The organism is Methanospirillum hungatei, assembly GCF_020216685.1.
Lineage (GTDB): Archaea > Halobacteriota > Methanomicrobia > Methanomicrobiales > Methanospirillaceae > Methanospirillum > Methanospirillum hungatei_B.
In genome coordinates this window covers 1-10,000 of the sequence record NZ_JAIWNS010000080.1, presented here as the reverse complement: position 1 = coordinate 10,000, position 10,000 = coordinate 1, and the positions used below count along the sequence as shown (strand labels likewise).

At 47.7% G+C, this 10,000-nt stretch carries 10 protein-coding genes; 7 read left to right on the top strand and 3 right to left on the bottom strand.

Going from position 1 to position 10,000, the window contains the following annotated elements; genetic code table 11:
• The coding region (locus LDL35_RS04840) for an AAA family ATPase (RefSeq protein ID WP_304020062.1) at positions 1 to 1,206 on the bottom strand (1,206 nt) is incomplete at its 3' end.
• Positions 1,207 to 1,664: 458 nt separating this feature from the next.
• Between LDL35_RS04840 and tgtA the strand changes: the two genes are divergently transcribed.
• The 6 genes from tgtA to LDL35_RS04810 all read left to right on the top strand — a co-directional run bounded on the left by tgtA (position 1,665) and on the right by LDL35_RS04810 (position 8,522).
• Positions 1,665 to 3,134 (top strand): tRNA guanosine(15) transglycosylase TgtA, encoded by a 1,470-nt coding sequence (gene tgtA, locus LDL35_RS04835; RefSeq protein ID WP_304020060.1) that lies wholly within the window; start codon positions 1,665 to 1,667, stop codon positions 3,132 to 3,134.
• Positions 3,121 to 4,761 carry an archaeosine synthase subunit alpha gene (gene arcS, locus LDL35_RS04830; protein WP_304020059.1) on the top strand — a complete coding sequence of 547 codons (1,641 nt, stop codon included), beginning with the start codon at positions 3,121 to 3,123 and terminating at the stop codon, positions 4,759 to 4,761. Before tgtA ends, arcS begins: the two co-directional genes overlap by 14 nt.
• Before the next feature lie 38 nt (positions 4,762 to 4,799).
• Positions 4,800 to 5,639, top strand: coding sequence for a sulfide/dihydroorotate dehydrogenase-like FAD/NAD-binding protein (locus LDL35_RS04825; protein WP_304020058.1), 840 nt, complete (start codon positions 4,800 to 4,802; stop codon positions 5,637 to 5,639).
• Complete coding sequence (gltA, locus tag LDL35_RS04820) at positions 5,640 to 6,983, top strand: NADPH-dependent glutamate synthase (protein WP_304020056.1); 1,344 nt, start codon at positions 5,640 to 5,642, stop codon at positions 6,981 to 6,983.
• 3 nt (positions 6,984 to 6,986) lie between these two features.
• Positions 6,987 to 7,442 (top strand): ribonuclease III domain-containing protein, encoded by a 456-nt coding sequence (locus LDL35_RS04815; protein WP_304020055.1) that lies wholly within the window; start codon positions 6,987 to 6,989, stop codon positions 7,440 to 7,442.
• A 66-nt stretch (positions 7,443 to 7,508) separates the two neighbouring features.
• Positions 7,509 to 8,522: a flippase-like domain-containing protein gene (locus tag LDL35_RS04810; RefSeq protein WP_304020053.1), complete on the top strand. Its 1,014-nt coding sequence runs from the start codon at positions 7,509 to 7,511 to the stop codon at positions 8,520 to 8,522.
• A gap of 252 nt (positions 8,523 to 8,774) precedes the next feature.
• Here LDL35_RS04810 and LDL35_RS04805 read toward each other — a convergent pair whose 3' ends face one another.
• Positions 8,775 to 8,951 (bottom strand): type II toxin-antitoxin system HicB family antitoxin, encoded by a 177-nt coding sequence (locus LDL35_RS04805; RefSeq protein ID WP_304020052.1) that lies wholly within the window; start codon positions 8,949 to 8,951, stop codon positions 8,775 to 8,777.
• A gap of 226 nt (positions 8,952 to 9,177) precedes the next feature.
• Complete coding sequence (locus tag LDL35_RS04800) at positions 9,178 to 9,471, bottom strand: nucleotidyltransferase family protein (RefSeq protein WP_304020050.1); 294 nt, start codon at positions 9,469 to 9,471, stop codon at positions 9,178 to 9,180.
• Positions 9,472 to 9,630: 159 nt separating this feature from the next.
• Here LDL35_RS04800 and LDL35_RS04795 point away from each other — a divergent pair, with 159 nt between their 5' ends.
• Positions 9,631 to 9,867, top strand: coding sequence for a type II toxin-antitoxin system HicB family antitoxin (locus tag LDL35_RS04795; protein WP_304020048.1), 237 nt, complete (start codon positions 9,631 to 9,633; stop codon positions 9,865 to 9,867).
• Positions 9,868 to 10,000: the final 133 nt, after the last annotated feature.

Genomic DNA, 10,000 nt, shown 5'->3' with positions numbered 1-10,000 from the left:
CGCTACCGAAATCTCCTTGTTTGGAATACTCAATGCATATGTGAGGAGGTTCGGATCATAATCTGCAAATTTCGGATCTCCTGCCCTGAGGTATCCTGAAAAGTACAGAAAACTCCAAATGTTTGCAGGATTTCTCCCGATATCCCTGAAGGTAATTGTCTCTGTAATCGGGTACCTAATCTCTTCTCCGGAAAGTAGTTTCTCCAGATCACGTTTAATTTCAATCCCTCCATGACCGAGTTCCTCAAATACAAGGGTGTTGGCTGAGGTGTTGAGCCAGTGAGAGCCGGGTGGATCAGGCAGATTATCAATATAATTCGTTACAGACCAGGGGTTATAGATCACCTGATCTCCAAAGGAGTATCCATTATACCACTCTCGAATGACGTTTCCATGATCCGGAATAGAGAAATCTGATAGAATTGTATTGATGTCATGTTCGGTAAATCCGAACATCTGTGATACTTTATGTGACTGAAGAGTGGAGATGACTTTGAGATTATTGAGATCAGAAAATATCGACTCTTTTGCAATCCGAAGAATTCCGGTGATGACTGCCCGGTAAAGGGCATGGGCGTTTTCATGTTTAAGTCCACCGCCAAGCCATGATTGCATGAACTCTGTCATCTCATGGTAATAGTCATGTGTCCATGCTTCGATCATAGGGCTGTCATATTCGTCAATAAGGACAATGACGGGTTTCTGATGATAATTGTAAAGCCATGTAATAATGTTTTTCAGACTGGCTTTCATTGAAGCATCATCGGGGTTTCCAGAGAGGATAGAGTAAAACCCGTCCAGATAGATTGGATCCAGCGTCGGTTCGATATATTTAAACTGTGATAGTAGTTCCCCAATCTTCTCAACCAGTCGTTTTCTACTCTCAAACCAGGAGGTGCCTTTGACATCCTTCAGACTGATGAATATTACCGGGTATTGCCCCTGATGTTTCTGGTATTCTGGGTAATCAGATATGGCTAATCCTTCAAAAAGATAATTTTGGTCGTTCTCTGTTTTTTCAAAGAAGTATCTGAGCATGGTCATGTTGAGGGTTTTGCCAAACCGACGAGGACGGGGAAGCAGTACAACTTTATTCCCTTCGATAATTTCACGGATAAACAAAGATTTATCTACGAAATATCCTCCTTCATCGATGAGCTCTTTAAAGTCATCGGTTCCTATTCGGAATACCGGTTTTCTATTCATCCCTAACTACTATTTATGCGGACTTTGGATATCTGTTTTGGCAGTCTCTGGGAGATAAAGGATGTAATACTATTTTTGAGATAAAATCAATCATTTTTTCCAAATATCGCGTTTACGCAAGAAAAATCTGATCGGTTAGATATATAATTACAGAAAACTTGGCTTTGTGTCTCATTGCATAAACTGTTTGGAGTGATGCAACCGGTTCAGTAACCACGATTATTTAATAAATGAAGAAATTCTTCAGGAGTTAATCCAGAATCAAACAATACAATTTCCCATTTTATCGAATAATTTTAAATTGTTCAACTCCACATCCCTCCTTCCCCCTCCGAAAAACCAATCAGTGAACCCTCACAAATAATACGTACCTGATCGTTTAGATAACCAATACCACTCACACGAGCGATCGAGAGCATAATCTGGAGACCAACAATAATGCGAAACACGTTTCATATATGACCCTCTCCTTTGAAATTATTGAAAAAGACATCGCCGGAAGAATCGGAAAACTCTCCGGACAAGGCAAGACAGTAAAAACCCCGACTCTGCTTCCGGTTATCAACCCGCACCTGAACCTGATAACCCCGAAAGAGATGCAGGAGATGGGTGTTGAAGCAGTTATCACCAATGCATACATCTTCTCCCGGTCTGAAGAGTATCGTGAGCGTGCCCTTTCTGATGGTCTTGCAAAGACCCTGGATTTCGACGGAGTCATCATGACCGATTCTGGATCTTTTCAGCTCTCGGTCTATGGCGAAGTTGAGATAACGAATGAAAAGACCATCGCATTCCAGCAGGCGATAAAATCAGACATCATCGTCCCGCTCGATATTCCGACACATCCGGACTCTCCCCGGGAGCAGGTGGAACAGGAACTCTCGATTACCATGGACCGGATCATGGAGGCAAAAGATATCGCAGACCATGAGCACCACACCCTTGCCAGCCCGGTTCAGGGTGGTCTGTTTCCTGACCTTCGTGAAGAGACGGGGCGGAGACTGTCAGAGGCAGGATTTCGGTTCTGTCCCATCGGTGCCGTCGTCCCCCTCATGGAATCCTACCGGTATGCTGAACTTGTAAAGGTCGTGATGGCTGCAAAACGCGGTCTTTCTCCAGCCGTCTGTGTCCATCTCTTTGGAGCAGGTCACCCGTCCATGTTTGCCCTGGCGGTGGCAATGGGGTGCGATCTCTTTGATTCTGCAGCCTATGCCCTTTATGCCAAGGACGGGCGGTATATGACCACTCACGGAAGTTATCACCTGAACGAACTCTCCTACCTCCCCTGTCCTTGTCCGGTCTGTGTCGGTCATACCGCAAAAGAACTGAACGAATCACCAGACCGGGAGCGACTCCTTGCCATGCATAACCTGCGGGTCTCCCTTGCCGAGATAAACCGGGTCAGGCAGGCCATCCGCGACGGGGTACTCTGGGAACTGGTAGATGAGCGGTGTCGTTCTCATCCTGCCCTGCTCCGGGGATACCGGGCCCTGCTGGGATATAATGAAGAACTCACCGCTCTTGACCGGGAGACGAAACGCCGGTTCTTCTATCGAGGAGATGAGAGCTGCAAACGGACCGAGGTCGTGCGGTATCACCAGATGGTCGGGCGGCTTACTACCGGAGAGCGGACCCTCATCAGCTTCAGCCGGCATATCAAGAAGAAACAGACTGAAGGATATGATTCAGTATTCTACTTCAAGCCTCCCTTTGGTCCCTTCCCAGCAGAACTGACCGAGACATTCCCCATCGGGCAGAGTGAGATCCCTGATTTTGATGAGGAGATGATTAAAACCGGATGTATCGGCATTGCCAGACTCATGGAGGCAAACCCGGACTCTCATTTCACCATCAGGTGTCGTCCGATCTGGAAAGAACTGATAAACCAGATTCTCCCCACCGTGGAGGTGCAGGATGAAGGGAGTTGAGATCCTCAGCCGTGACGGAACAGCCCGGTTTGGCCGCCTGACCGTGGACGATACTGTTCTCCTCTTCCCGTCTGCTACTGATGCAACCCGGCTCTTTCCTGCGTTGAATACCCGGACCGGAACAAACATCCCGCCAATCGAGGATCCGGAGTTTGTATCCCGGTTCCTGATCCGTGACGGAGAACAACCAATCCCTCTCCATATGCATGCACCAGCCGATATCCAGTCAGGAGATACGGTCATCAGCCCGAACTGGCATACTTTGCTCTCCCGACCCCGTGATTTCTGTCAGTTCCTGGATCAGCTGAAGGCAACCACACCGCCGGACACCTGCTGGTACCTCCCCGGTGCCGCCCTGCCGGAAAATGCGGCCATTCTTGTTCATGCCGGTTTTGATCTCTTTGATTATATCGCAACCGACCTGGCGACGACACAGGGAAAATTTTGTCTCCCAGACGGGCAGTACCCGGAAAAAGTGATGGAGGAAGGTCTCTGCTCCTGCCAGGGATGCCTGAGCGGAGATCTCCTCATTCATAACCGGATTGCACTGGACCAGGAACTCGCAAGAATCGGACGCAGGATTCGTGACGGGACATTTCGTGAGTTTCTTGATGGAAGATGCAGGACAAAACCCGAATTTGTCTCGATCATGCGGCATATTGAGAAGTCAGACCGGATGGAGCAGTATTGCCCGGTATCCCGTACTGGTCCCTTCCTTGCAACATCCGGGGACAGTATTCACCGGGTCGAGGTCAGACGGTTTGCAGACCGGCTGATTGAGCGGTATATCCCACCGGTTGCAGATGTGGCGGTTCTGATCCCCTGTTCAGCAAAAAAACCCTACAGCCTCTCCCAGTCTCACCGCAAGTTCAGCCAGGCCATCGGAAGACGGGCACATGAACTGATCATGACATCACCTCTGGGACTTGTTCCCCGTGATCTTGAGCTCTGTTATCCTGCCGCAGCATATGATGTGCCGGTCACCGGGTACTGGGACCATGAGGAGCGGTACCAGATCACAAAGACTCTGGTCAGGTACTTTACCAGACATCCCTACCGCCGGGTCATTGCTCATCTGGATGGGGATGCACGAATCATAGCACAGGATGCAGCGGATCAGGCAGGATTTGAAATAGAATTCACCTGCGAGACAGATCGGCTGACAGATCCTGCATCACTTCAGGCATTAAGCGAGGCCCTTTCCGGAGAGCGAAAGGTCAAATCGCACCTGGTCAGAGGGATGATCTCATTCCAGTTCGGGTATGATCTCAGGGCGCCAAACCTTGAAGTAAAAGGGTCATACCCGGAGCAGGTGGTAAAGCGGGGCAGAAATCTCTACTTCTCAACCGACCCCGCTCATGGTATGATGAGGCCCACCTTTGACGGCTGGTCGCTCATTGAAACCGGGTACCGGGTATATATCGATGACTTCGTGCCCCAGGGTGATATCCTGGCACCTGGTGTCATTGATGCCGACCCGGTCATCCGCCCTGGAGATGAAGTGCTGGTCATCGGAGATAAGGCCATGACAACCGGACGGGCAGTCATGAGTGCTGATGAGATGATCCGATCCTCCCGCGGTGTTGCTGTCCGGGTGCGTAAAGTAAAGAAGCTGGACGGGCAATAAATAAGGGCCCGAATAATTTTTTCCGGATGTGACATCTGGTGTATATAATCGAAAAATCTCTCAAATTATCCGAAAATGTCTATGAGATATGGGTAAACGCTCCCCATGTGACCAGGAATGCAAAGGCCGGCCAGTTTGTTATCGTACGGACTGATGAGACCGGTGAGCGGATTCCCCTAACAATCTCAAAGATTTCCGGAGATCTGGTCCGAATCATCTTCATGGCGGTTGGGAAAACCACGCATGCCCTTGCTGCAGTTCCTGCCGGAGGTGCCATCAGCGATATCGCCGGACCACTGGGATGCCCGAGTGAAATAAAGAAATATGGGACCTGTGTGCTGGTTGGCGGTGGTGTTGGTATTGCATCAACGCCCGTTATCGCACACGCTTTAAAAGATGCCGGTAACCGGGTTATTGGTATACTTGGAGCACGGAATGCAGATCTTCTTATCCTTGAGGATGAGATGGCAGAGATCTGTGACAAACTTCTCATAGCAACTGATGACGGTTCAAAAGGTCATCACGGATTTGCAGCCGACCTTTTAAAACAGGTTATCAGTGAAGAGAAGGTTGATGCGGTCTGGATCATCGGACCGACCATTATGATGAAAGTCACATCCAATGTGACCCGTGAGCAGGGGATCAAGACCTTTGTCTCGCTCAATCCCATCATGGTCGACGGAACCGGTATGTGCGGGTCCTGCAGATGCATTGTTGACGGGAAGACAAAGTTTGCCTGTGTTGACGGACCGGAATTCGATGCTCACCAGGTCGATTTTGACAACCTGATGCAACGTCAGCGATATTACATGGAGCATGAGAAGGAAGCCCTGGCATTATGGAAAGAACACCAGTGTACCTGCGGAGGGCAGCATTAAATGGGAGATAGAAGCGTTGCTGACCGTCTGAAGGATTTCGAAGAGGTAGATACCGGACTCTCCCCTGAAGAGGCTATAGAAGAAGCAGGCCGGTGTCTTCAGTGCAAAAAACCCGGATGCGTTGACGGATGTCCGGTCAATATCGACATTCCCGCTTTTGTTGCCCTCATCGCGAAGGGAGAGTTTTTACCGGCAGCAGAGAGTATCCGGCAGCAGAACCTTCTTCCGGCAATCTGTGGCCGTGTCTGTCCGCAGGAGACCCAGTGTGAGGCATTGTGTATTCTTGGAAAGAAAGATACCCCCATCCGGATTGGTCAGCTTGAGCGGTTTGCAGCCGACCAGGAACGGGCAAAGGGTCTTACTGTCCCTGCACGAAAGACTGCAACCGGAAAGCGGGTCGCTGTCATAGGTTCAGGACCGGCAGGCATTGTTGCAGCCGGAGAGCTAGCAAAGGACGGTCATGATGTCGTCCTGTACGAATCACTTCATGCCCCTGGCGGTGTTCTGACCTATGGTATCCCCTCATTCCGTCTTCCTAAAGACGTAGTAAAAGCAGAGATTGACCTTATCCTTGCGATGGGAGTTGATCTCCGCCTGAACCATCTGGTCGGAAGAACGGTCTCATTTGAAGAACTGGAAGGATATGATGCCATACTTCTTGGAACCGGTGCAGGTCTTCCATACTTTATGGGAATTCCTGGCGAGAACCTGAGCGGTGTCTATTCTGCAAATGAGTTTCTGACCAGGGTTAATCTTATGCATGCTGAGCGGTTCCCTGAATATGACACCCCTGTTGCAAAAATGAGCAGAGTGGTCGTCGTTGGTGGCGGAAACGTGGCGATGGATGCAGCCCGTACCGCACGACGGATGGGCGCACAGGTAAATCTTGTGTACCGGAGACGTGAAGAAGACCTTCCTGCCCGTGCAGCAGAGGTCCATCATGCACAAGAAGAGGGTATCGAGTTTATTACCTGTGCAAATCCGATCCGGATTCTAGGTGAACAGGTGGTAACCGGTATTGAATGTATCCGGATGCAGATGTGCAACCTTGATGAAAGTGGCCGGCCAATACCTGAACCAATCGATAATGACACCTTTACCCTTGATTGTGACGTCGTCATTCAGGCGATCGGTCAGGGTCCAAACCCGGTCCTTGTCAGTCAGATCCCTGGTCTTGATAAGGGCAGGGCAGGAAATGTTGTCACAGAAGAAGATGGCAGGACCTCTCATCCGAAGATCTTTGCTGCCGGAGATGTCACAACCGGAGCAGCAACGGTCATCATGGCGATGGGAGGGGCAAAACAGGCAGCCCGTTCAATCAGCGAGATGCTTGGATCCCGGTAACTGATGACTGCCGAATTATTTCCTGAACAGCTGGAGCGGGTTACCGGTTATACCTTCAGGGATAAGTCTCTCCTGCTCCGGGCGCTGACCAGACTTGCCTACAGTAAGGAGCAGGGCCTTTCTGAAGATTCCCATCTTGATGCCCTGGCAACGCTTGGTGATGCCGTTATTGAGCTTATCATCCTGACCAGGCTTGTAAAGGGCGGTGAGCATGATAAAGGGGCGGTATCCCTCAAGAAGATGGATCTCGTCAATATGTCAGTACTCCGGGATGCAGCCCGTTCCATTCATCTTGAGCAGTATGTCAGATGGGGGAAGGGTGAAGCACGGATGCATGTCTGGACATCAGGCAGAGTGCTAGCAGAGTGTATGGAAGCATTTGCCGGTGCCCTGTACCTTGATGGTGGTATTGATGCCGCCGAAGAGGTACTGGAACGGCTTTCCCTTCTTCCAGAATAGATAACGCGAAAGAAGATATAGTACTAAATTTAATATCTGCAGGAATTTTCGCCACGGAGAGAAATCATGGATAAAACACAGAAAAAATGGTTCTATCTGTCTCTGGCATTCTCCATGGCAATCCTCGTCTTTATTCTTGCATCAACATTTAACGAGGATACCCTTCAATACCTCACCCATATCAATATCTGGTTTTTACTCATCGCCATCGGACTTCGGTTCGTCTCATTCTCCCTCTGGGCGGCCAGAATAAAGGTCATGGCAGCATCACTCTGCTACCACGTAAAATACAGTCACTGTTACAATATGGTGGTTGCAAACCTGCTTATCGGTGCAATAACCCCCGGTCAGGCCGGAGGAGAACCGGTTCGGATTCACGAGCTCTATAAGGCTGATATGCCGCTTGGGGATGCGACCGCTGTGGTCATCATGGAACGGGTGCTCGATGCCGTTATCCTCGTTGCACTCACAGTCTTCAGTCTCCTGGTGATGGGCAAGGTCATCTGGGATATGGGAGAAGGTATTGTTTTTGTCATATTCTTCTCTCTGGCAGTGCTCATTCTGTTTGTTGCTGTTCTGTTCTTTGCAGCACGAAAACCAGAGTCAGCGAAAGACAAGGTGATGCGTCTTTTGCACTGGATTGAGGCAAAGATGAAGACTCCGGGTATTCACCGGATCATTGCCAGCACTGATGTCGAGTTTGATAATTTCTGCTCTGGTATTACTGCATTCACGAGCCATGGAAAGAAGGGAATTATTCAGGGTGCAGTATTCTCCGTTCTTTTCTGGTTTTCCGAATTCATTGTAGCATCTGTTATTCTTATGGGGCTTGGTCTTCCCCCGTCCATATCTGAATCTATGTTAAGTCAGATAATCATCGCTCTTATCAGTATGATTCCCTTAACTCCCGGTGCATCAGGGATAGCAGAAATCTCAGCAACCTCGCTCTATGCCTTGTTTGTCCCAACAGCAGTTCTTGGAGTGTTTATAATACTCTGGAGACTCATTATGTTTTATCTGAATATCGTTTTTGGCGTTATTGCGACGGTTTTAATATTTAAAAGGGAAATCTCGGCTTGAGAATTCGTCGGTGAGTCTTACACAAATTAGGCCAAAATCTAAGAGAATTTTGTAATCTTTGGATATTTAATAGGAATTTCTACCTTTCTGGTTTCATAAACTCGGTTAAAAGTTCGATAACCATTGGTATGTCAGGTCTCTTACTTTTCTTATCGCATCATAAAATTGGAAAAACTCTATTTTCCTGGGAGGAGAATTCGCAGGTTTCAACAAAAACGATTCTCCACGCCAACAAAGGACTACAATTCTTCATCAGGCTGCTGTGCCCCTAACATCAAGATACAACGCGATTGCTTCACGTATTCTCTCTAATAGATCGTCAAGACTTTGTGCCTGAGTATGACACCCCGGGAGTGAAGGAACGGTTGCAACAAACCATCCGTCTTCATCTTTTTCGATAATGACATTGAATTGCATTCTCTCTCCCATATGCTTATTCTCCTTGACTATCCATTTTCTGTTTCCATATTATTAGCTTTTCTAGTGAACTAATTCTTACGGGTCCATCTCCTTCCTATATCAGTCATCTCAAGGTAGGGCCATCTGGATTATAATGTTTATTTTCTGTTCAATTCATTCATGGAAAGAGTTTCTATGAACCGTTCTATTCTGGTTCAGGTATCGAGGATATCCTGAAGGTAAAGATAAGGGTCTCTCATATATACACAACTTCTGATAGGATAGGTGTCTTGAGTTCTGCCCTGATTGCACGTTCAGGAACAACATCTACAGGCTGTCCGAATATTTTCTCAAGATAAATCTTCAGACCTGAGTGATTAAGAAGGCTGGCATCATCGCTGAAATCGACCAGAATGTCGATGTTACTTCCCGGCCCGGCTTCGCCTCTGATGACCGAGCCAAAGATGCCAATCCGGGTGATATGATATTTCTGGATGATATCAGGTCGTTTTTCTTTCAATACCGAGATGACCTCTTCCTTCTTTTTCATGAATATCTCCTAACCTTTCTTTCACTTATTTTACAATTATATTCTCATTCGTGCATTATCTTTACTCCCTGCTAAAATTGGATTCTTTTTATATAGTCAAAAATGATTATTACTCTGAAAAATAGATAATACAAACTAGTAATAATATTCCTGATCATTATGAAACTAACAATCCTCTGTGAAAAAGATGAAGAAGGACATTTTGTAATGGAATGTATTGAGCTTCCTGGCTGCCTTTCTGAAGGTGATACACTCGAAGAAGCTCTAGAGTCTATTAACGAAGCCATTGCCGGCTGTATTACCAGCCGTGTGAAAACTGCCACCTATAAAATTTTAAATAATAATCCTGAAAACTTCTCATTCTCTCTTGAGATCCCTGAACCTTCCCATGCCTAAATTACCCCGGGCTTCAGGCGATCTCCATGTTGCTGCTTTTAAACCTGAATCTGTAGATTTATAACTACTTAGCATATGCGCTGCCTATATTAAATCTATAAATTAGCCTTCTTTTACCAACACATTTATGATT